The 20,966-nt window shown below is 53.7% G+C and carries 15 protein-coding genes, 2 tRNA genes and 3 rRNA genes; 3 read left to right on the plus strand and 17 right to left on the minus strand.

Features of this window, described 5'->3' with window-relative positions; translation table 11 throughout:
• Positions 1–56: 56 nt before the first annotated feature.
• From rrf to pepQ, 9 genes are all read right to left on the minus strand, one after another.
• Positions 57–172: ribosomal RNA gene (gene rrf / locus WM46_RS18915) — 5S ribosomal RNA — on the minus strand.
• Between the two features lie 95 nt (positions 173–267).
• Positions 268–3,173: ribosomal RNA gene (locus tag WM46_RS18920) — 23S ribosomal RNA — on the minus strand.
• Between the two features lie 182 nt (positions 3,174–3,355).
• Positions 3,356–3,431, minus strand: a tRNA-Ala gene (locus WM46_RS18925).
• Between the two features lie 108 nt (positions 3,432–3,539).
• Positions 3,540–3,616, minus strand: a tRNA-Ile gene (locus WM46_RS18930).
• Positions 3,617–3,685: 69 nt separating this feature from the next.
• A 16S ribosomal RNA gene (locus WM46_RS18935) occupies positions 3,686–5,227 on the minus strand.
• The 16S, 23S and 5S rRNA genes sit together here with 2 tRNA genes alongside, the layout of an rRNA operon.
• 379 nt (positions 5,228–5,606) lie before the next feature.
• On the minus strand, positions 5,607–6,152 hold the full coding sequence (hemG, locus tag WM46_RS18940; protein WP_061075735.1) for a menaquinone-dependent protoporphyrinogen IX dehydrogenase: 546 nt from the start codon (positions 6,150–6,152) through the stop codon (positions 5,607–5,609).
• Between the two features lie 11 nt (positions 6,153–6,163).
• Positions 6,164–7,615 carry a Trk system potassium transporter TrkH gene (gene trkH, locus WM46_RS18945; protein WP_042326189.1) on the minus strand — a complete coding sequence of 484 codons (1,452 nt, stop codon included), beginning with the start codon at positions 7,613–7,615 and terminating at the stop codon, positions 6,164–6,166.
• A gap of 38 nt (positions 7,616–7,653) precedes the next feature.
• The gene (locus tag WM46_RS18950; protein ID WP_102603034.1) at positions 7,654–8,268 is read right to left on the minus strand and encodes an IMPACT family protein; all 615 of its coding nucleotides are present in this window, start codon (positions 8,266–8,268) and stop codon (positions 7,654–7,656) included.
• Complete coding sequence (gene pepQ / locus WM46_RS18955) at positions 8,268–9,599, minus strand: Xaa-Pro dipeptidase (protein ID WP_061075737.1); 1,332 nt, start codon at positions 9,597–9,599, stop codon at positions 8,268–8,270. The genes WM46_RS18950 and pepQ overlap by 1 nt, the downstream gene beginning before the upstream one ends.
• Positions 9,600–9,788: 189 nt before the next feature.
• Here pepQ and fadB point away from each other — a divergent pair, with 189 nt between their 5' ends.
• Entirely contained in the window at positions 9,789–11,978 is a 2,190-nt protein-coding gene (fadB, locus tag WM46_RS18960) for a fatty acid oxidation complex subunit alpha FadB (protein ID WP_102603035.1), read from the plus strand.
• Between the two features lie 9 nt (positions 11,979–11,987).
• Positions 11,988–13,151: an acetyl-CoA C-acyltransferase FadA gene (gene fadA / locus WM46_RS18965; protein ID WP_061075739.1), complete on the plus strand. Its 1,164-nt coding sequence runs from the start codon at positions 11,988–11,990 to the stop codon at positions 13,149–13,151.
• Positions 13,152–13,320: 169 nt separating this feature from the next.
• On the opposite strand, the gene fre is transcribed toward fadA, so the two are convergent.
• Positions 13,321–14,022: an NAD(P)H-flavin reductase gene (gene fre / locus WM46_RS18970; protein ID WP_061075740.1), complete on the minus strand. Its 702-nt coding sequence runs from the start codon at positions 14,020–14,022 to the stop codon at positions 13,321–13,323.
• 38 nt (positions 14,023–14,060) lie between these two features.
• Positions 14,061–15,554 carry a 4-hydroxy-3-polyprenylbenzoate decarboxylase gene (gene ubiD, locus WM46_RS18975; RefSeq protein WP_102603036.1) on the minus strand — a complete coding sequence of 498 codons (1,494 nt, stop codon included), beginning with the start codon at positions 15,552–15,554 and terminating at the stop codon, positions 14,061–14,063.
• A gap of 168 nt (positions 15,555–15,722) precedes the next feature.
• Between ubiD and rfaH the strand changes: the two genes are divergently transcribed.
• On the plus strand, positions 15,723–16,211 hold the full coding sequence (rfaH, locus tag WM46_RS18980; RefSeq protein WP_042326178.1) for a transcription/translation regulatory transformer protein RfaH: 489 nt from the start codon (positions 15,723–15,725) through the stop codon (positions 16,209–16,211).
• A 7-nt stretch (positions 16,212–16,218) separates the two neighbouring features.
• Here rfaH and tatD read toward each other — a convergent pair whose 3' ends face one another.
• The 6 genes from tatD to ubiJ all read right to left on the minus strand — a co-directional run bounded on the left by tatD (position 16,219) and on the right by ubiJ (position 20,961).
• Entirely contained in the window at positions 16,219–17,001 is a 783-nt protein-coding gene (tatD, locus tag WM46_RS18985) for a 3'-5' ssDNA/RNA exonuclease TatD (RefSeq protein ID WP_102603037.1), read from the minus strand.
• Positions 17,002–17,042: 41 nt separating this feature from the next.
• Positions 17,043–17,834, minus strand: coding sequence for a Sec-independent protein translocase subunit TatC (tatC, locus tag WM46_RS18990; RefSeq protein WP_061075742.1), 792 nt, complete (start codon positions 17,832–17,834; stop codon positions 17,043–17,045).
• 2 nt (positions 17,835–17,836) lie between these two features.
• The gene (gene tatB / locus WM46_RS18995) at positions 17,837–18,367 is read right to left on the minus strand and encodes a Sec-independent protein translocase protein TatB (protein WP_061075743.1); all 531 of its coding nucleotides are present in this window, start codon (positions 18,365–18,367) and stop codon (positions 17,837–17,839) included.
• A gap of 3 nt (positions 18,368–18,370) precedes the next feature.
• On the minus strand, positions 18,371–18,640 hold the full coding sequence (gene tatA / locus WM46_RS19000) for a Sec-independent protein translocase subunit TatA (RefSeq protein ID WP_061075744.1): 270 nt from the start codon (positions 18,638–18,640) through the stop codon (positions 18,371–18,373).
• Between the two features lie 78 nt (positions 18,641–18,718).
• Complete coding sequence (ubiB, locus tag WM46_RS19005; RefSeq protein WP_061075745.1) at positions 18,719–20,359, minus strand: ubiquinone biosynthesis regulatory protein kinase UbiB; 1,641 nt, start codon at positions 20,357–20,359, stop codon at positions 18,719–18,721.
• Complete coding sequence (gene ubiJ / locus WM46_RS19010; RefSeq protein ID WP_102603038.1) at positions 20,356–20,961, minus strand: ubiquinone biosynthesis protein UbiJ; 606 nt, start codon at positions 20,959–20,961, stop codon at positions 20,356–20,358. The genes ubiB and ubiJ overlap by 4 nt, the downstream gene beginning before the upstream one ends.
• Positions 20,962–20,966 lie beyond the last annotated feature (5 nt).

The following is a 20,966-nucleotide window of genomic DNA, read 5'->3' on the forward strand; positions in this document are numbered from 1 at the left end:
GGTCCAGAAACGCAAAAAAGCCCATCCTGTCGGATGGGCTTTTTCACTTATTTGATGCCTGGCAGTTCCCTACTCTCGCATGGGGAGACCCCACACTACCATCGGCGCTACGGCGTTTCACTTCTGAGTTCGGCATGGGGTCAGGTGGGACCACCGCGCTACAGCCGCCAGGCAAATTCTGTTTTATCACCCCGTTTTCACGCAGTGACATAATCTGTTATCAAGCTGAAAAATCTCTCAATTCCGCCAAAACATCTTCGGCGTTGTAAGGTTAAGCCTCACGGTTCATTAGTACCGGTTAGCTCAACGCATCGCTGCGCTTACACACCCGGCCTATCAACGTCGTCGTCTTCAACGTTCCTTCAGGACCCTTAAAGAGTCAGGGAGAACTCATCTCGGGGCAAGTTTCGTGCTTAGATGCTTTCAGCACTTATCTCTTCCGCATTTAGCTACCGGGCAGTGCCATTGGCATGACAACCCGAACACCAGTGATGCGTCCACTCCGGTCCTCTCGTACTAGGAGCAGCCCCCCTCAATTCTCCAGCGCCCACGGCAGATAGGGACCGAACTGTCTCACGACGTTCTAAACCCAGCTCGCGTACCACTTTAAATGGCGAACAGCCATACCCTTGGGACCTACTTCAGCCCCAGGATGTGATGAGCCGACATCGAGGTGCCAAACACCGCCGTCGATATGAACTCTTGGGCGGTATCAGCCTGTTATCCCCGGAGTACCTTTTATCCGTTGAGCGATGGCCCTTCCATTCAGAACCACCGGATCACTAAGACCTGCTTTCGCACCTGCTCGCGCCGTCACGCTCGCAGTCAAGCTAGCTTATGCCTTTGCACTAACCTCCTGATGTCCGACCAGGATTAGCTAACCTTCGTGCTCCTCCGTTACTCTTTAGGAGGAGACCGCCCCAGTCAAACTACCCACCAGACACTGTCCGCAACCCGGATTACGGGCCTACGTTAGAACACCAGCCATTAAAGGGTGGTATTTCAAGGTTGGCTCCACACGAACTGGCGTCCGCGCTTCAAAGCCTCCCACCTATCCTACACATCAAGGACCAGTGTTCAGTGTCAAGCTATAGTAAAGGTTCACGGGGTCTTTCCGTCTTGCCGCGGGTACACTGCATCTTCACAGCGAGTTCAATTTCACTGAGTCTCGGGTGGAGACAGCCTGGCCATCATTACGCCATTCGTGCAGGTCGGAACTTACCCGACAAGGAATTTCGCTACCTTAGGACCGTTATAGTTACGGCCGCCGTTTACCGGGGCTTCGATCAAGAGCTTCTCCGCGAGGATAACCCCATCAATTAACCTTCCGGCACCGGGCAGGCGTCACACCGTATACGTCCACTTTCGTGTTTGCACAGTGCTGTGTTTTTAATAAACAGTTGCAGCCAGCTGGTATCTTCGACTGATTTCAGCTCCACGAGTAAATCGCTTCACCTACGTATCAGCGTGCCTTCTCCCGAAGTTACGGCACCATTTTGCCTAGTTCCTTCACCCGAGTTCTCTCAAGCGCCTTGGTATTCTCTACCTGACCACCTGTGTCGGTTTGGGGTACGATCTGATGTTACCTGATGCTTAGAGGCTTTTCCTGGAAGCAGGGCATTTGTTGCTTCAGCACCGTAGTGCCTCGTCATCACGCCTCAGTGTTAAAGTGAACCGGATTTACCTGGAACACACACCTACACGCTTAAACCGGGACAACCGTCGCCCGGCCAACATAGCCTTCTCCGTCCCCCCTTCGCAGTAACACCTGGTACAGGAATATTAACCTGTTTCCCATCGACTACGCCTTTCGGCCTCGCCTTAGGGGTCGACTCACCCTGCCCCGATTAACGTTGGACAGGAACCCTTGGTCTTCCGGCGAGCGGGCTTTTCACCCGCTTTATCGTTACTTATGTCAGCATTCGCACTTCTGATACCTCCAGCATGCCTCACAGCACACCTTCACAGGCTTACAGAACGCTCCCCTACCCAACAACACTTAGTGTCGCTGCCGCAGCTTCGGTGCATGGTTTAGCCCCGTTACATCTTCCGCGCAGGCCGACTCGACCAGTGAGCTATTACGCTTTCTTTAAATGATGGCTGCTTCTAAGCCAACATCCTGGCTGTCTGAGCCTTCCCACATCGTTTCCCACTTAACCATGACTTTGGGACCTTAGCTGGCGGTCTGGGTTGTTTCCCTCTTCACGACGGACGTTAGCACCCGCCGTGTGTCTCCCGTGATAACATTCTCCGGTATTCGCAGTTTGCATCGGGTTGGTAAGTCGGGATGACCCCCTAGCCGAAACAGTGCTCTACCCCCGGAGATGAATTCACGAGGCGCTACCTAAATAGCTTTCGGGGAGAACCAGCTATCTCCCGGTTTGATTGGCCTTTCACCCCCAGCCACAAGTCATCCGCTAATTTTTCAACATTAGTCGGTTCGGTCCTCCAGTTAGTGTTACCCAACCTTCAACCTGCCCATGGCTAGATCACCGGGTTTCGGGTCTATACCCTGCAACTTAACGCCCAGTTAAGACTCGGTTTCCCTTCGGCTCCCCTATTCGGTTAACCTTGCTACAGAATATAAGTCGCTGACCCATTATACAAAAGGTACGCAGTCACCCCATTAAAGAGGCTCCCACTGCTTGTACGTACACGGTTTCAGGTTCTTTTTCACTCCCCTCGCCGGGGTTCTTTTCGCCTTTCCCTCACGGTACTGGTTCACTATCGGTCAGTCAGGAGTATTTAGCCTTGGAGGATGGTCCCCCATATTCAGACAGGATACCACGTGTCCCGCCCTACTCATCGAGCTCACAACACATGCGGTTTTGTGTACGGGGCTGTCACCCTGTATCGCCGGCCTTTCCAGACCGTTCCACTACCACACATGCTGATTCAGGCTCTGGGCTGCTCCCCGTTCGCTCGCCGCTACTGGGGGAATCTCGGTTGATTTCTTTTCCTCGGGGTACTTAGATGTTTCAGTTCCCCCGGTTCGCCTCGTTAACCTATGTATTCAGTTAACGATAGTGCAACGAATTGCACTGGGTTTCCCCATTCGGACATCGCCGGCTATAGCGGTTCATATCACCTTACCGGCGCTTTTCGCAGATTAGCACGTCCTTCATCGCCTCTGACTGCCAGGGCATCCACCGTGTACGCTTAGTCGCTTAACCTCACAACCCGAAGATGTTTCTTTCGATTCATCATCGTGATTGCGAAAATTTGAGAGACTCGAACACACCAATAACGGTGTGTCGTTTCAATTTTCAGCTTGATCCAGATTTTTAAAGAGCAAAACTTCGCAGTGCACCTTTTCAGGTTCACTCTGAAGTTTTCTTGATTACGTTCTACAGTATGGTGGAGCTATGCGGGATCGAACCGCAGACCTCCTGCGTGCAAAGCAGGCGCTCTCCCAGCTGAGCTATAGCCCCATACAGTGTAGTTAAACCTCATCCCCAATTCGTTGCCGGGCGCGGCGTGGTGAAGCGAAGCATACTGAAGTATGCGAGCTTTGCCACAACAAAGCACGGGAGCGAATTTGGTAGGCCTGAGTGGACTTGAACCACCGACCTCACCCTTATCAGGGGTGCGCTCTAACCACCTGAGCTACAAGCCTGTAGAGGTTTTACTGCTCGTTTTTCATCAGACAATCTGTGTGGGCACTGCAAAGGCAGGTTCTTTAAGGTAAGGAGGTGATCCAACCGCAGGTTCCCCTACGGTTACCTTGTTACGACTTCACCCCAGTCATGAATCACAAAGTGGTAAGCGCCCTCCCGAAGGTTAAGCTACCTACTTCTTTTGCAACCCACTCCCATGGTGTGACGGGCGGTGTGTACAAGGCCCGGGAACGTATTCACCGTGGCATTCTGATCCACGATTACTAGCGATTCCGACTTCATGGAGTCGAGTTGCAGACTCCAATCCGGACTACGACATACTTTATGAGGTCCGCTTGCTCTCGCGAGGTCGCTTCTCTTTGTATATGCCATTGTAGCACGTGTGTAGCCCTGGTCGTAAGGGCCATGATGACTTGACGTCATCCCCACCTTCCTCCAGTTTATCACTGGCAGTCTCCTTTGAGTTCCCGGCCTAACCGCTGGCAACAAAGGATAAGGGTTGCGCTCGTTGCGGGACTTAACCCAACATTTCACAACACGAGCTGACGACAGCCATGCAGCACCTGTCTCACAGTTCCCGAAGGCACCAATCCATCTCTGGAAAGTTCTGTGGATGTCAAGACCAGGTAAGGTTCTTCGCGTTGCATCGAATTAAACCACATGCTCCACCGCTTGTGCGGGCCCCCGTCAATTCATTTGAGTTTTAACCTTGCGGCCGTACTCCCCAGGCGGTCTATTTAACGCGTTAGCTCCGGAAGCCACTCCTCAAGGGAACAGCCTCCAAATAGACATCGTTTACGGCGTGGACTACCAGGGTATCTAATCCTGTTTGCTCCCCACGCTTTCGCACCTGAGCGTCAGTCTTCGTCCAGGGGGCCGCCTTCGCCACCGGTATTCCTCCAGATCTCTACGCATTTCACCGCTACACCTGGAATTCTACCCCCCTCTACGAGACTCAAGCCTGCCAGTTTCGAATGCAGTTCCCAGGTTGAGCCCGGGGATTTCACATCCGACTTGACAGACCGCCTGCGTGCGCTTTACGCCCAGTAATTCCGATTAACGCTTGCACCCTCCGTATTACCGCGGCTGCTGGCACGGAGTTAGCCGGTGCTTCTTCTGCGGGTAACGTCAATGGCTAAGGTTATTAACCTTAACCCCTTCCTCCCCGCTGAAAGTACTTTACAACCCGAAGGCCTTCTTCATACACGCGGCATGGCTGCATCAGGCTTGCGCCCATTGTGCAATATTCCCCACTGCTGCCTCCCGTAGGAGTCTGGACCGTGTCTCAGTTCCAGTGTGGCTGGTCATCCTCTCAGACCAGCTAGGGATCGTCGCCTTGGTGAGCCGTTACCTCACCAACAAGCTAATCCCATCTGGGCACATCCGATGGCAAGAGGCCCGAAGGTCCCCCTCTTTGGTCTTGCGACGTTATGCGGTATTAGCTACCGTTTCCAGTAGTTATCCCCCTCCATCGGGCAGTTTCCCAGACATTACTCACCCGTCCGCCACTCGTCAGCGAAGCAGCAAGCTGCTTCCTGTTACCGTTCGACTTGCATGTGTTAGGCCTGCCGCCAGCGTTCAATCTGAGCCATGATCAAACTCTTCAATTTAAGTTTGATGCTCTTAGAATTAAACGTCGTAATGAATTACGTGTTCACTCTTTGAGACTTGGTATTCATTTATTGTCCGAAGACATTAAGAATCCATGTCACTCTGAGTGCCCACACAGATTGTCTGATAAATTGTTAAAGAGCAGTGCCGCTTCGCTTTTTCTCAGCGGCGCGGGGTGTGCATAATACGCTTTCCCGCTTCAGAGTCAAGCATTTATTTTCGCTTTTCTCTGTCGGCGTTCATCTCTGAACCCCGCTGACCCGGCGGCTTGCGTGCCGTTGTTCCGTGTCAGTGGAGGCGCATTATAGGGAGTTATTTCGGGCTGACAAGGGGAAATTTAAAATAATTTCTCAACCGCGCACTTTTTACTCTTTACGTTTATTTAACCACCGAATCGGGAGTTAACTGAGCGATTTCTCGGGCAAAACTCGCAACCTGTTCCCAGTCGGTATAGATAACTTCTTTACGCGTATCCGTTTCGCCGCCCGACATTTTCATAATGAGCTGAATCATTATGCGGTCATACCAGCGATAGCGTGGATACAGCAGCGCCCCGGCGATAACCACAGAACGGTCTGGTCGCCACTGCGAGTTCATTAAAAACTTGCGCGCGTAGCTGTTGGTCTGCGGCGTCCGCTTTTCCGGTTTACGCGCCACCAGGTTGACGGAGTAAAACGCGCTTGGCATGTGATTCAGTCGCGTCGCATGTTTCTTCACAAACTCGAGAAATGCGGAATGATAGTGCCCATAACGAATGGATGCGCCGATGACCACACGATCATAGCGTTCCCAGTCAGGCTCTTCGGTACGATGCAGATTGACGACATCCGTACAAACGCCAAGCTCTTTGAGTTCTGACGCCAGATAAGCGGCGATTTCCTGGGTCTGTCCATCACGAGATGAGAAAAGAATCAGTGTTTTCACGTGTTACTCCATTATTCACGCCAGAAGGTCGGGGTAAAAAGTACCAGCAAAGTGAAGACTTCCAGACGACCGAACAGCATATTGGCAATCAGGATCCATTTTGCCACTGGATTCATACTGGCAAAGTTATCCGCCACGACGCCCAGGCCGGGTCCAAGGTTGTTCAGCGTCGCCACCACGGAAGCAAAAGCAGAGAAATCGTCCACGCCAGTCGCGATAATCGCCAGCATACTGACAATAAAGACCAGCGCATACGCCGAGAAAAATCCCCAGACCGCTTCAAGAATACGCTCCGGCAGCGCGCGATTCCCCAGTTTGATGCTATAGACCGCATTGGGGTGTACCAGACGCTTCAGCTCGCGGTTCCCCTGTTTGAACAGCAAGAGGATACGGATAACCTTCAGTCCCCCGCCCGTTGATCCCGCACAACCGCCGATAAACGCGGAGCATAGCAGCAGTACCGGCAGGAAAAGCGGCCAGCGCGCAATACTGTCGGTTGTAAATCCGGCCGTGGTGGCCATCGACACCACCTGGAAAAAGGCCTGATTGAGCGTCGTCAGCGCGGAGCTATAGATGTTATGGAACCAGAGCACTAATGTGCAGATGACCACCAGCGTCAGTTGGACGCCAATGAACATGCGAAATTCGGGGTCACGCCAGTAAACCTTCAGGCTGCGGCCACTCAGTAACGAGAAGTGCAGACCGTAGTTACAGCCGGAGATTAATAAGAAGATAGCGATGATGGTGTTAATCGTTGGGCTGTCAAAATAACCCACGCTGGCATCATGGGTAGAAAACCCGCCGATCGCGATAGTGGCGAAACTGTGTCCGATGGCGTCAAACGCTGGCATGCCAGCAAACCACAGCGCCAGCGCGCAGGCGACCGTCAGCAGGACGTAGATCAACCACAGCGTTTTTGCCGTTTCGGCAATACGCGGGCGCATCTTGTTATCTTTTAGCGGCCCAGGCATTTCAGCACGATAGAGCTGCATCCCACCGACGCCGAGTATCGGCAAGATCGCGACAGCCAGTACAATGATTCCCATCCCGCCAAACCATTGCAGCATCTGGCGATAAAAGAGGATCGCATGCGGCAGCGAATCCAGCCCCACCAGCGTGGTGGCGCCGGTAGTGGTCAGTCCGGAGAATGATTCGAAAAAAGCATCGGTAATCGTGAGGTTCGGGCTTTCAGAAAAAATGAAGGGCAACGCACCCACGCTACCCAGCACGGTCCAGAACAGTACCACGATCAGAAACCCTTCACGGGATTTCAGTTCGCCTTTCTCACGACGGTTCGGCCACCACAACATGGAACCAATCACCAGCGCGACAAAAAAGGTTTGCGTAAATGCGCGTCCCGCCCCATCACGATAGATAAGCGCTACCAGCCCCGGGAGGATCATCGTGCCCGAAAATAAGATGACCAGTAGTCCTACGATTCGGGTAATGGCGCGAAAATGCATCTCTGCCGCTTCCTTAGTTCTTCAAAATGAGGTGGGGATTATTCTTCAATCGCTAACAATTGCAATGAACCACGACTAAAATCCGCCAGCTTTGCTGAAAATTCATCCAATTTCGCATAAGGAAGCGCCACCCGTAACCGAACGAATGCCTGGTAATCACTGGTGACGATTTTGCCGTCATATTGACCCAGAAGTGCTTCAACGCCAGCCAACTGCGCGTACTCACACTGCAAAGTATATTCGGTTAATGGCGTCTTGCGCTGCGTCGTTAACTGACGCAATGCCTGGTTTACCCCACCGCCATAGGCTTTAACCAGTCCGCCGGTGCCGAGTAAGATCCCGCCGTAATAGCGCACGACGACGGCGGTAATTTCCCCAACTCCGCTGCCCATCAACTGCGCGAGCATCGGCTTGCCTGCCGTTCCCGCCGGTTCACCATCATCTGAAAAGCCCAGTTGCTGCGAATCATCGGGCGCTCCCGCCACCCACGCCACGCAATGGTGACGGGCGTCCGGGTGCTCCGCTCTGACTGATTCCACAAACGCCTTTGCCGCCTCAACGCCATCGGTATGCGCCAACAACGTAATGAAGCGGCTTTTTTTGATCTCTTCGACGACGGTGACCGGTGCCGCAGGGATTAACCAACTGTCCATTACGCCAGTTTCAGATCCCGCGTCATGTTTTCAACGTTGTTCTCGTGGATCACCACGTTGTCTTCAATACGAATACCACCAAACGGTTTCAGCGCTTCAATTTTCTGCCAGTTGAAGTGTTTGCTGAACTGCCCTTCACGCCACGGCGCGAGCAGAGATTCGATGAAATAAAAGCCCGGTTCAATGGTCAGCACCATGCCCGGCTGGAGCACACGGGTGCAGCGCAGATACGGATATTTGGACGGCGCGGCAAGATGCGTACCGCTGTCATCCTGCATAAAGCCAGCAACATCATGCACCTGCAGGCCCAGCGGATGGCCGATACCGTGCGGCATAAACGGTCCGGTGAGATCGTTTTCGACCATCGCCTCTTCGCTCATGTCGGTGACGAGCTGATGCTTACGCAGCAGTTTCGCAATACGCTGATGGAACTGAACGTGATAATCCACATAGCTGACACCCGCTTTCATGGTGGCAATCAGCGCCAGCTGTTCGTCATTCACATCTTTCACTAACTGCGCATACTCGTTGTCGCTTTTCGCCGACCAGGTACGGGTCAGGTCTGCGGCATAACCGTTGTACTCCGCACCGGCATCCAACAGGAAGCTGCGGATTTCAGACGGTGCCTGGTGATCCAGCTTCGTATAATGCAGAACCGACGCATGCTCGTTCAGCGCCACGATATTGCTGTACGGCACATCGGTGTCACGGTGACCGGTCGCAGTCAGATAGGCCAGGTTGATATCAAACTCGCTCATCCCCGAACGGAAGGCTTCTTCCGCCGCACGGTGCCCATTCACTGCCATTTTCTGCGCTTCACGCATGCAGGCCAGTTCGTAGTCCGTTTTGTAGGCGCGGTAATAGTGCAGATAGTCGATCACCCCTTTCGGGTTGATATTGCTGGCGGCGATCTCCAGTTGCAACGCACGCTCCGGAACCGGGCCGATATAACCAATATTGCCGCGCGCGGCAGGCAGTTGACTACCAATGCCATCCGCCTTCGGCAGGGCAATCACCTCAACGTCTTCAGTCCAGAAGGAGGTCGGCAGCGGTTCTACGTTGTGCCAGTAATCGACCGGCAAGTAAAACCACAGCTTGGGTTTGTTCACCCCATCAACCAGCAACCAGCAGTTGGGAACCTGAGTCACCGGTACCCAGGCTTTAAACTGCGGATTAACCTTAAACGGGTAAGGATGATCGTCGAGAAAAACGTTAACCAGCTCGCCGGAGTGAATAAGCAGCGCATCAAGCTTAAAGCGTTCCAGCGCATCACGCGTCCGTTCTTGTAAGGTAACGATATGATTTTTATAGAGTGCGGCCAGTGATTCCATTTTCTATCCTTCTGTTTTTTCGACCTCAAGTCTCCGCATCTTAGCACATCGATTCACGAGAGCGTGATTTCTACCAGGTGTGATCGGATCGGCATTTTTTTAATCAGTCATTTGCATTTTATTAACATAAAATACACACTTCGCTTCATCTGGTATGACCAGATCACCTTGCGGATTCAGGAGACTGACATGCTTTACAAAGGCGACAACCTGTACCTCGACTGGCTGGAAGATGGCATCGCCGAACTGGTGTTCGATGCCCCAGGCTCAGTGAACAAACTCGACACAGCAACCGTCGCCAGCCTCGGCCAGGCGCTGGACGTACTGGAAAAACAAACAGATTTAAAAGGGCTGCTGCTGCGTTCGAATAAAGCGGCCTTTATCGTCGGTGCGGATATCACCGAATTCTTGTCGCTGTTTCTCGTTCCCGAAGAACAGCTCAGCCAGTGGTTGCATTTCGCCAACAGCGTCTTTAACCGTCTGGAAGATCTGCCGGTTCCGACCCTCTCTGCGGTTAACGGTTATGCGCTGGGCGGCGGCTGCGAATGTGTACTGGCGACCGATTACCGCCTGGCGACGCCGGATCTGCGTATCGGTCTGCCAGAAACCAAACTGGGCATCATGCCTGGCTTTGGCGGTTCCGTACGTATGCCGCGCATGTTAGGCGCGGACAGCGCGCTGGAGATCATTGCAGCCGGTAAAGACGTTGGTGCGGAACAAGCGCTGAAAATCGGTCTGGTCGATGGCGTCGTAAAAGCAGAAAAACTGATTGAGGGCGCAAAAGCCGTTTTACGTCAGGCCATCAACGGCGATCTGGACTGGAAAGCGAAGCGTCAACCGAAGCTGGAACCGCTGAAGCTCAGCAAAATTGAAGCCGCCATGAGCTTTACCATTGCCAAAGGCATGGTCGCGCAAACGGCAGGCAAACATTATCCGGCCCCGATGACCGCGGTGAAAACCATTGAAGCCGCCGCGCGATTTGGCCGTGAAGAAGCGCTTAATCTGGAAAACAAAAGCTTTGTCCCGCTGGCGCACACCAATGAAGCCCGCGCGCTGGTCGGTATCTTCCTTAACGATCAATATGTGAAAGGCAAAGCGAAGAAGCTGACCAAAGACGTTGAAACGCCAAAGCAGGCTGCTGTGCTGGGCGCAGGTATTATGGGCGGCGGTATCGCGTATCAGTCGGCGTGGAAAGGCGTGCCGGTTATCATGAAAGATATCAACGACAAATCCCTGACCCTCGGAATGACCGAAGCGGCGAAACTGCTGAACAAACAGCTTGAGCGAGGCAAAATTGACGGTCTGAAGATGGCGGGCGTGATTTCGACCATTCACCCTACGCTGGACTATGCCGGTTTTGATCGCGTCGACGTCGTGGTCGAAGCGGTGGTTGAAAACCCGAAAGTGAAAAAGGCCGTGCTGGCGGAAACCGAAGATAAAGTTCGACCGGATACCGTGCTGGCATCGAACACCTCCACCATCCCCATTAGCGAACTGGCAAGCGTGCTGAAACGCCCGGAAAATTTCTGCGGTATGCACTTCTTTAACCCGGTTCACCGGATGCCGCTGGTTGAGATCATTCGTGGCGAGAAAAGCGCCGATGAAACCATCGCGAAAGTGGTCGCCTGGGCCAGCAAAATGGGCAAAACGCCGATTGTGGTGAACGACTGCCCTGGCTTCTTTGTTAACCGCGTGCTGTTCCCTTACTTCGCTGGATTCAGCCAGTTACTGCGCGACGGTGCGGACTTCCGCAAAGTCGACAAGGTCATGGAAAAACAGTTCGGCTGGCCGATGGGCCCGGCGTACCTGCTTGACGTCGTGGGCATTGATACCGCACATCACGCGCAGGCTGTGATGTCCGCAGGCTTCCCGCAGCGGATGCAAAAAGATTATCGCGACGCGATTGATGCGCTGTTTGACGCCAGTCGTTTTGGTCAGAAGAACGGTCTGGGCTTCTGGCGCTATAAAGAAGACAACAAAGGTAAGCCGAAGAAAGAAGAGGATGCCACCGTTGACGACCTGCTGGCTGACGTCAGTAACGCGAAGCGTGATTTCAGCGAAGACGAGATTATCGCCCGTATGATGATCCCGATGGTCAACGAAGTGGTGCGCTGTCTCGAAGAAGGCATTATCGCCAGTCCGGCAGAGGCCGATATGGCGCTGGTTTACGGTCTGGGCTTCCCTCCGTTCCACGGCGGCGCGTTCCGTTGGCTGGATACGCTCGGCAGCGCGAAGTATCTCGATATGGCGCAACAGTATCAGCACCTCGGTCCGTTATATGACGTTCCGGAAGGTCTGCGTAATAAAGCGCGTCATAACGAACCGTATTATCCCCCGGTTGAGCCTGCCCGTCCGGTCGGCGACCTGAAAACGGCTTAAGGAGTCACAATGGAACAGGTTGTAATTGTTGATGCGATCCGTACCCCAATGGGCCGTTCGAAAGGGGGCGCGTTTCGCAACGTGCGTGCGGAAGATCTCTCCGCACATTTGATGCGCAGTCTGCTGGCGCGTAATCCGGCGCTTGAAGCGGCAGCGCTTGATGACATCTACTGGGGTTGCGTGCAGCAGACGCTGGAGCAAGGCTTTAACATCGCCCGTAACGCGGCGTTGTTAGCGGAAGTTCCCCACTCCGTTCCGGCGGTGACCGTCAACCGTCTGTGTGGCTCCTCCATGCAGGCATTGCATGACGCCGCACGAATGATCATGACCGGTGATGCACAGGCCTGTCTGGTGGGTGGCGTGGAACATATGGGCCATGTGCCGATGAGCCACGGCGTCGATTTCCACCCGGGTCTGAGCCGTAACGTCGCCAAAGCGGCGGGCATGATGGGACTGACGGCGGAGATGCTCTCCCGCATGCACGGCATCAGCCGTGAAATGCAGGATGCCTTTGCCGCGCGTTCACACGCCCGCGCCTGGGCCGCAACGCAGTCTGGCGCATTTAAGAATGAAATTATCCCAACCGGCGGGCATGACGCCGATGGCGTGCTGAAGCAGTTTAACTACGACGAAGTGATCCGTCCGGAAACCACGGTTGAAGCGCTGTCCACCTTACGTCCGGCGTTTGACCCGGTCAGCGGCACGGTCACCGCAGGCACCTCTTCTGCACTCTCCGATGGCGCCGCCGCCATGCTGGTGATGAGCGCGAGTCGTGCCCGCGAGTTAGGCCTGAAACCACGCGCCCGGGTGCGTTCAATGGCGGTGGTGGGTTGTGACCCTTCCATCATGGGATACGGCCCGGTGCCTGCGTCAACGCTGGCGCTGAAAAAAGCGGGGCTTTCCACCAGCGATATCGGTTTGTTTGAGATGAACGAAGCGTTTGCTGCGCAGATCCTGCCATGCATTAAAGATCTGGGGTTGATGGAGCAGATCGACGAGAAGATCAACCTTAACGGTGGGGCGATCGCGCTCGGTCACCCGCTGGGTTGTTCTGGTGCACGTATCAGCACCACGCTGCTGAACCTGATGGAACGCAAAGATGTCCAGTTCGGTCTGGCGACGATGTGTATTGGATTGGGTCAGGGTATCGCGACGGTATTTGAGCGGGTGTAAAGATATTCACTCATTGTAGGCCGGGTAAGCGAAGCGCCCCCGGCTCGATTGCCGGATGGCGACGCTAAAGCATCTTATCCGGCCTACAACGAAAACGTCACTGTATAACAATTTAGTTGCCGTTCTTCCCGCCTGTCAGGGGCGGGTTTTTTCTTCTTCGTTTCTTTTCTCAGATAAATGCGAACGCGTCGCCAAACAGGCGATCTTCACGTGCGCTGCGCTCATTACAGAACAGGTCACGCGCAATTTTCGCCATCTCAAAACGTCCGGCAATGTAGATGTCATGATCGGCCAGTGTTCCGTGATCCTGCAACACCGCCGTTAAGACCGTTCCTGTACGTCCACGCCAGCCAGCTTCCGGTTGTTCCACCACGGCTTCGACGCGCAGATTGGGATGGTTGACAGAGAGCGCTTCAAGTTCAGAGAGATCGTAGAGATGCTTCTCTTCGCGCCCCCCCCAGTAAATCGTGACCTCACGATTGGGATTATGCGCCAGCGCTGTCAGCAGAATGGAACGGGCGTAAGAAAAACCCGTACCGCCAGCAATCAGGATCAGCGGACGCTCTTCATCGTCACGCAGCCATGCGTCGCCGTGCGGAATATCTATCGTTATCTCATGGTCTTTCAGGATGCGATCCATCACCGCTTTGGCATAGAGATTAATTTCTGACGCGCCAATGTGGAGCTCAATAAAACCTTGCTCATCCGGCGTAGAGGCCATCGAGAACGGGCGTTTGTCCCGCTCATCCATCACGACCATCAAATATTGACCGGCACGAAAGGAAAATGCCGCGTCGGGTACTAAACGAACACGGTATACGGTATCAGTGATAGCTTCTACCGAGGTCACTTTACAGCTTAAGGTTGTCATGCGCTCCCTCTATGGGTCTGTAGGGCAAAACGAGCGCCTCAGGCGCCTTTACCGTCATTAAAGATGGCCAGCTCATCCCAAATCGCATCGATGCGGGCGGTCACGTCGGGATCTTTTTTAATTGGACGTCCCCACTCACGTTGGGTTTCACCTGGCCATTTGTTTGTGGCATCCAGCCCCATTTTTGAACCCAGACCGGAGACCGGCGAGGCAAAATCCAGATAATCAATTGGCGTATTCTCTACCAGCACCGTGTCCCTGGCCGGGTCCATACGGGTGGTAATCGCCCAAATCACATCGTTCCAGTCGCGTGCATTGACGTCATCATCACAAACGATAACAAATTTGGTGTACATAAACTGGCGTAAAAATGACCAGACACCCATCATGACGCGTTTCGCATGCCCCGCGTACTGTTTTTTAATCGTGACGACGGCAAGGCGATAAGAGCACCCTTCCGGAGGCAGGTAAAAATCGACGATTTCCGGGAACTGTTTTTGCAGAATCGGCACAAACACTTCATTCAGCGCAACGCCAAGTACGGCAGGCTCATCCGGCGGACGACCGGTGTAGGTCGAATGGTAAATCGCATCCTCACGCTGAGTAATATGCGTAACGGTAAAGACCGGGAAGCTATCCACTTCATTGTAATATCCCGTATGGTCGCCATACGGGCCTTCCGGCGCCGTTTCACCCGGATCGATATACCCTTCCAACACAATTTCCGCACTGGCAGGCACTTCAAGATCGTTAGACAGGCATTTAACCACTTCGGTTTTCGTGCCGCGCAGCAGACCGGCAAAGGCGTACTCTGAGAGTGTGTCCGGTACCGGCGTCACTGCGCCCAGAATAGTGGCAGGATCAGCCCCCAGCGCAACGGAAACCGGGAAAGGTTCACCCGGATGCGCCGCACACCACTCCTGATAATCAAGCGCGCCGCCGCGATGGGACAGCCAGCGCATGATCAGTTTATTTTTGCCAATCAACTGCTGGCGATAAATGCCCAGATTCTGCCGCTCTTTATGCGGGCCACGCGTTACGGTCAGCCCCCAGGTAATGAGCGGCGCAGCGTCTTCTGGCCAGCAGGTCATAATGGGAATTCGATTTAAATCGACGTCATCGCCAGAGATGATTTTTTGCTGACAAGGCGCACCGCGCAGTCGCTTCGTCGGCATATTCAGCACCTGTTTGAACTGCGGCAGCTTATCAAACAGATCGCGAAAGCCCTTCGGCGGCTCTGGCTCTTTCAAAAAGGCCAGTAATTTACCCACTTCCCGCAGCGCAGAGACATCATCCTGCCCCATCCCCATCGCGACACGTTTTGGCGTACCGAACAGGTTACACAACACCGGCATTGAATAGCCTTTGGGGTTTTCAAACAGCAGCGCAGGGCCACCGGCACGCAGCGTGCGGTCGGCAATTTCTGTGATTTCCAGGTATGGATCCACTTCAAGCGTAATGCGTTTGAGTTCGCCCTGTTGTTCAAGCAGCGTCAGGAAGTCGCGTAAATCGTGATATTTCATGGCGTCCATTGTGGCCTCTTCGTAAGCGCCTCATTATACGGCGTTCATCATCGTGATGCTGTATTTTTGTTAAATTAGCGTGAACTCTGGCAGCCCACCGCCGCCGCCGGGATTATAATTAACTTCACGCCTTGCATTTGCTATGCTTGCGCCCCGAATAAGCGGATAAGAGTCATTATGCAATCCTGGTATTTACTGTACTGCAAACGCGGGCAACTTCAGCGTGCTCAGGAACACCTCGAAAGACAGGCAGTGAGCTGCCTGACACCGATGATCACCCTGGAAAAAATGGTGCGTGGAAAACGTACTGCAGTCAGCGAACCCCTGTTCCCTAACTATTTGTTCGTGGAATTTGACCCGGAAGTGATTCATACCACGACGATCAATGCCACGCGCGGCGTCAGCCATTTTGTCCGCTTTGGCGCATCACCGGCAATTGTCCCTTCCACGGTAATTCACCAGCTCTCCGTCTATAAACCAGAAGGCATTGTCGACCCTGAAACGCCTTACCCTGGCGACCGTGTGGTCATCACGGAAGGCGCTTTTGAAGGCCTGCAAGCGATCTTCACTGAACCGGACGGTGAAGCGCGTTCCATGCTGCTGCTCAACCTGTTGAATAAAGAGGTGAAGCAGAGCGTGAAAAATACCGGTTTCCGTAAGCTTTAACGGCGACTCAGAACGTAATTCCAAACAGCTTCCTGACGTTCGCATCCGTTGTGGCGGAAAGCCATTGCAGATCGTCTCCTCGCCAGTGGGCAATACGCTCAAGAATATGTGGCAGATGTGCCGGTTCGTTACGTCGCGATGCGGGTTTCGGCGAGAGATCGCGCGGCAACAGATACGGCGCATCGGTTTCAATCAGCAACTGTTCGGCCGGAATAAACGGTAGCAATTCGCGCAGCTCAAGCCCACGACGTTCATCACATACCCAGCCCGTAATACCGATGTACATGCCCCTGTCGACACACGCCTGCATCTCTTCGCGCGTGCCGGTAAAGCAGTGCAGCACCGCACCCGGGAGTTTGTCCAGCCACGGATCCAACAGCGTCAGAAATCGTGTATGCGCATCACGACAATGCATAAAGACCGGCATCTGTAACTCAGCAGCGATACGCAACTGTGCGTCAAACGCCCGCTCTTGTTCCTGCGGGGTGGAAAAATTGCGATTGAAATCAAGGCCACATTCGCCAATCGCCACGACCTCAGGCCTGGACGCCAGCGCCACAATCGCCTCCTCAGTTGCAGGCTGCCACTGGCTGCTGTCGTGTGGATGAACACCGGCCGTCGACCAGCAGTGAGGATAGATCTGCGCCAGTCGCTGCGCCTGCTGGCTTTCATGCACATTGGTTCCGGTAAGAAGCAGGCCATTCACACCAGCGGCGGTCGCGCGCGCCACAACCTCATCACGGTCTTTTAAAAACTGCGAGCTGGTTAAATTAACGCCGATATCAAACATGCTTCGCTCCATATGACAACCGCCCTGGCGGGCGGTTGAATTTACTCTTCTGTCTTCTCGGCTTTCTCAGCGTCGGCTTCTGATTCCGCCTCGTTATCTTCATCCCGCGTCTGTCGTTTACCGACATAGAAACGTGAGAAGAAAACGCCGACTTCAAACAGGCAGTACATCGGAATCGCCAGTAACGTCTGCGAAAAAACATCCGGCGGCGTCAGCAACATCCCCACCACAAACGCGCCGACCAGCACGTAAGGCCGTTTTTTACGCAAATCATCCGGTGTAGTCACCCCCATCCAGCAGAGCAACACAATGGCTACGGGAACCTCAAACGAGACCCCGAACGCCATAAACAGCGCCATGACAAAGCTCAGATAGCTGGCAATATCCGTCGAAACCTGTACGCCTTCCGGCGCGGTATTGGCAAGGAAGCCAAACGCCAGCGGGAACACGACAAAGTAGGCAAACGCCATGCCGATATAGAACAGTAACGAGCTGGAGATCAGTAACGGCACCACCATGCGGCGCTCATGCTTATACAGCGCTGGCGCGATAAACGCCCAGACCTGATAAAGGATCACCGGCGCTGACAGGATCAGCGACACCATGAAGGTTAATTTGATCGGGGTGAAGAACGGTGATGCGACATCCGTCGCGATCATGGTCGCACCCTGCGGCAACTGTTTGATAAGCGGCGAGGAAACCAGGTGATAGATGTCATTGGCAAAATAGACCAATGCCAGAAAAATCACGATAACCGCAATAATGCAGTTAAGCAGACGTTTACGCAGCTCAATCAGGTGCGTGATAAGCGGTTGAGTATCTTCTACAGCCATGTTTACGGTTTATCACTCGACGTAGGGGAGGAGCCAGCAACAGGGGCAGCGGTTTTCGGTTCAGCGTCCTTCACGTTGACGGCAGGAGGCGTCTCCCCGACAATCTCAGGAGCCTGTTCCGGTGCGCTGGCCTGGACTTCAGCAGTGGCGGGCGTGACCCCTTCATGCTGTTCTTCGTTCCCTTTCACCACCGGGTTATGGATGGTGTGCGCTTCGTCGCTCGCTTTTTCGGGCTCGTTTGCGCTATAGGAACGCTTCATTGACTCCGCCGCCTGGCGCAGTTCATCCATCGAGGCTTTCAGCTCGGGAGTCAGGTTTTCCAGGCTCGCTTTCTCAACCTTTTTCAGGCTGTCCTGAAACTCCTGGAGCTTAAGCTCCTGGGTCAGTTCATTCTGAACGGTGGTCGCAAGGGATCGCAATGCGCGTACCCAGCCAGCTATCGTTTTGACGGCTACCGGCAATCGCTGCGGCCCCAGTACGACGAGGCCGATAATAAACACCAGTAACAGTTCGCTAAAACCGATATCAAACACGAATTACACCTGCTCTTTATCGTGGCTTTTCGCGTCTTCTTTTTTCGCAGTTTCTTTATCAGCGTCTGCCGGTTTGTCAGTAATAGACTTCGCGGTAAAGTCAGCGTCCTGACTGGCTTTATCCTGTTTAGCATCATCATCACTCATGGCTTTTTTGAAGCCTTTGATGGATGCGCCAAGATCGGAACCGATGGAGCCGAGCTTCTTGGTGCCAAACAACAGTACAACGATGACGGCAATGATCACCAACTGCCAAATACTGATACCACCCATACATGTTCCTCTGTGATAGATGATGAATTATTAAGGCCGTAGTATACGTTACCCGGCCTGCCTTGAGCGATGAAAAAATCAGCGAGTTTTGCGCCAGCCGACAATCCAGGCGACCAGGCCACCCGCCATTAACCAGCCGGGCATATAGCCCCATTCAGGACGATTAATCAGCAGGAATGTCCCACTTAATAGTAACGTGGCGCCAATTCCCAATAAGTAACGGGATTGGCCCTGACGCACATGATTCTCCTGAAGCTCGCGCGCAATCTTATCAACACTGTGCTGTAAATATTTGCCCTGGCGCAAACTGTCGTACACCAGTTCGGGGAGTTCTGGCATTTTTTCGACCCAGAACGGCGCTTTTTCCTTAAATGCCCTGACCAGCGCCGGAATACCGACCTGATCTTTAATCCATGATTCCAGAAAAGGCTTCGCCGTTTTCCAGAGATCCAACTGCGGATAGAGCTGACGACCTACGCCCTCAACATACAGTAATGTCTTCTGCAACAATACCAGTTGGGGCTGCACTTCCATGTTAAATCGACGCGCCGTATTGAAAAGGTTTAACAAAACGTGACCAAACGAGATTTCTGCCAGCGGTTTCTCGAAGATAGGCTCGCACACGGTACGAATCGCAAACTCAAACTCTTCAACGTTGGTATCCGGCGGAACCCAGCCAGAATCGACATGCAGTTCCGCAACCTTGCGGTAATCACGATTAAAGAACGCGATGAAGTTCTCCGCCAGGTAACGCTTATCTTCCTTGTTTAAGGAGCCGACAATGCCGCAATCAATGCCAATATATTTCGGGTTTTCGGGGTGTTCATAACTGACAAAGATGTTCCCGGGGTGCATATCCGCGTGGAAAAAGCTGTCGCGAAAGACCTGAGTGAAGAAAACCTGCACGCCACGCTCCGCCAGCAACTTCATGTTGGTGCCGTTTTTCTCCAGCGTCACCACATCGGAAACCGGGATGCCGTAAATGCGTTCCATCACCATCATATTCTCACTGCAGTAGTCAGAATAGACTTCCGGGATATAGAGCATTGGGCTGTCTTCAAAGTTTCGCCGCAGTTGAATCGCGTTGGCCGATTCGCGCAACAGATTCAGCTCATCAATCAGCGTCTTTTCATATTCCCGCACCACTTCCGTCGGGCGCAGACGGCGACCGTCCGGCAGTAGGCGCGGCACCCAACGGGCAAGCCGATAGATCAGTCTCAGATCTGCTTTGATGACCGGCAGAATGTCCGGACGGATGACTTTGATAACGACCTCTTTGCCGTTCGATTTCAGTCTTGCGGTGTGCACCTGGGCAACCGACGCCGATGCCAGCGGCTGAATCTCAAACTCATCAAACCAGGCTTCAACAGGCAGTCCACCCATCGCTTCTTCAATTTGCGCTTTCGCCAGCTTGCCATCGAAGGGGGCGACTTTGTCCTGTAACAACGCCAGCTGATCGGCGATATGCGGAGGGAAGAGATCGCGGCGGGTCGAGAGCATTTGGCCAAACTTGATCCACACCGGCCCTAACTCCTGCAGAGCCAGTCTCAGTCGCTCTCCCAGTAATTTGTCTTTATGCCGGTTTGGCATCCAGAACAGGCAGTAACGCCATAACCGTAGCGGCAGCGTGATCCGCATTTTGGGGATGAGCTCATCAAGTCCGTAACTTAGGAAAGTGCGAATGATGAAATATAGGCGCCGTACTTCACCTGGCGTCATTTAGCCTCCAGTTTTTCCAGCCGCCGGATCAGCGCATCGACAGCGCGTTCCACAGCTGCCGTTTCTTCCGCGAACCAGGCAACCTCAAGCGGTCCGGGCGCCATTCGCCACTCTTCCGTAATGGCTTCGGCAACATAACGTTGCTGACGTTGGATCCCGTGACGGAGAAATTTTGCCCCGCCGCGCAGGGCTTTGCTGATCCCTTCTGCTGCGATGTCGCCAGTATAGGGCGCCAGCAGTTCAGCAGGATCGAATTCCGCCAGATCGGCAAGGGCAACGAAATTCTGCACAACCTGAATATCACCCTGCACTTCCAGTTCACCACTGCGAATCAGCGCTGTCAGTTGCTGGCGATCGCGTAATTTTGGCAACACGCTGGCATGGGTGATCACCGTACAATCGGCCTCGCCAGCCCACTCGCCCAGCACGTCAACCTGGCGTTCGCTGAACAGCAGAATTAATGATGTCGAAAAGCCTTTTAGCTCTACACGCAGCACTTTTCCCAGCAGACGCGCTCGCGCCGTTTTCAACGCCGGCGAACGATACAGGAATGAATTAAGCAAACTTTCCATTCCTGCAGTCACTAAGGGTTTAAAAGGCATTCCCG

It is taken from the genome of Citrobacter freundii complex sp. CFNIH2 (genome assembly GCF_002880615.1).
GTDB classification, from domain to species: domain Bacteria; phylum Pseudomonadota; class Gammaproteobacteria; order Enterobacterales; family Enterobacteriaceae; genus Citrobacter_A; species Citrobacter_A amalonaticus_F.

Bases quoted from the DNA above. Each gene is read 5' to 3' on its own strand.
- trkH (WP_042326189.1), bottom strand. From the start codon at position 7,615: ATGCATTTTCGCGCCATTACCCGAATCGTAGGACTACTGGTCATCTTA.
- WM46_RS18950 (WP_102603034.1), bottom strand. From the start codon at position 8,268: ATGGACAGTTGGTTAATCCCTGCGGCACCGGTCACCGTCGTCGAAGAG.
- pepQ (WP_061075737.1), bottom strand. From the start codon at position 9,599: ATGGAATCACTGGCCGCACTCTATAAAAATCATATCGTTACCTTACAA.
- fadB (WP_102603035.1), top strand. From the start codon at position 9,789: ATGCTTTACAAAGGCGACAACCTGTACCTCGACTGGCTGGAAGATGGC.
- fadA (WP_061075739.1), top strand. From the start codon at position 11,988: ATGGAACAGGTTGTAATTGTTGATGCGATCCGTACCCCAATGGGCCGT.
- fre (WP_061075740.1), bottom strand. From the start codon at position 14,022: ATGACAACCTTAAGCTGTAAAGTGACCTCGGTAGAAGCTATCACTGAT.
- ubiD (WP_102603036.1), bottom strand. From the start codon at position 15,554: ATGGACGCCATGAAATATCACGATTTACGCGACTTCCTGACGCTGCTT.
- rfaH (WP_042326178.1), top strand. From the start codon at position 15,723: ATGCAATCCTGGTATTTACTGTACTGCAAACGCGGGCAACTTCAGCGT.
- tatD (WP_102603037.1), bottom strand. From the start codon at position 17,001: ATGTTTGATATCGGCGTTAATTTAACCAGCTCGCAGTTTTTAAAAGAC.
- tatC (WP_061075742.1), bottom strand. From the start codon at position 17,834: ATGGCTGTAGAAGATACTCAACCGCTTATCACGCACCTGATTGAGCTG.
- tatA (WP_061075744.1), bottom strand. From the start codon at position 18,640: ATGGGTGGTATCAGTATTTGGCAGTTGGTGATCATTGCCGTCATCGTT.
- ubiB (WP_061075745.1), bottom strand. From the start codon at position 20,359: ATGACGCCAGGTGAAGTACGGCGCCTATATTTCATCATTCGCACTTTC.
- ubiJ (WP_102603038.1), bottom strand. From the start codon at position 20,961: ATGCCTTTTAAACCCTTAGTGACTGCAGGAATGGAAAGTTTGCTTAAT.